Annotated in this window: 1 protein-coding gene; it reads right to left on the bottom strand. The window is 74.1% G+C overall.

Annotated features, from left to right (window positions below):
• On the bottom strand, positions 1-1,077 hold a 1,077-nt coding region (locus PLL68_RS15690), incomplete at its 3' end, for an aldehyde dehydrogenase family protein (RefSeq protein WP_324535697.1).
• Positions 1,078-1,107 lie beyond the last annotated feature (30 nt).

The following is a 1,107-nucleotide window of genomic DNA, read 5'->3' as shown; positions in this document are numbered from 1 at the left end:
CACGGCATCCTCGACGTGCGAGAGCACCTTGGCCTTCTGGTCGGCGCTCACGAGGCTGCCCATGTCGGCGCCCCAGTGCAGCCCCGTCGACAGGCGCATCCGCGAGACCCGCTCGACGAACCGCGGCACGAACTCGTCGTAGACGTCGGCGTGGACGACGAGCCGCTCGGCACTGATGCACAGCTGTCCGGCGCCGCTGAAGCAGGCCCGCACGGCGCCGTCGACGGCCCGGCGCAGGTTGGCGTCGGCCGCGACGTACATCGTGTTCTTGCCACCGAGCTCGAGGGAGACGCCGACCAGCCGCCGGGCGGCCGACTGGGCCACCATGCGTCCCGTGGCGGTCGACCCGGTGAAGCTCACGTAGTCGGTGTGGTCGACGACGGCTTGCCCGGTCGGGTCCCCCGGCCCGAGCACGACCTGCAGCACCCCGTCGGGGAGCCCGGCCTCGGCGAACAGCTCGGCCGCGGCCAGCGCGGTGAGCGACCCCTGCGGGTCCGGGCGCAGCACGACGGCGTTCCCGGCGATCAGCGCGGGGATCGCGTCGGACACGGCCAGGCTGAGGGGGTAGTTCCACGGTGCGACGATGCCGACGACGCCCTTGGGCCGGTGGTGCTCCACGGCCCGCGAGAGCAGCGGCAGCACCCCGACGTGGTGGGTGTCGGCGAGCAGCGAGGGGCCGCGGCGGGCGTAGTGCCGCGCGACGATGGCGCAGTCGCCGATCTCCTCGAACGCGTGGCCACGCGCCTTGCCCGACTCCAGCTGCACGAGGTCGAGCAGCTGGGGCTGCCGGTCGAGCAGGAGGTCGTGCAGGCGCAGCATGACGGCCGCCCGTTCAGTGACGGGCGTGGCCTCCCAGCCGCGCTGAGCGGCCCGGGCGAGGTCGACGGCGCGCACCACGTCGCCGGCGCTCGAGACGGGCAGGACCGCCAGCGGTGCCCCGGTCATCGGGGTGGTCGTGCGCAGCTCGCCCTCCCCATCGGAGGCGATGACGCGGGCGGTGAGGGCTCGAACCCGGGCCGGGTCCACGGCGTACGTGGCGGCGGGGTCGAGCTCCGGGTCAGCGATGACGTCGGCCATTACCGAAGGGTAACCACCCGGTCCGCACCC

Source organism: Ornithinibacter sp., from assembly GCF_035443565.1.
Classification (GTDB): Bacteria; Actinomycetota; Actinomycetes; order Actinomycetales; family Dermatophilaceae; genus Fodinibacter.
The sequence above is the reverse complement of the archived record's forward strand: the minus strand, read 5'-3'. Positions and strand labels throughout refer to the sequence as shown.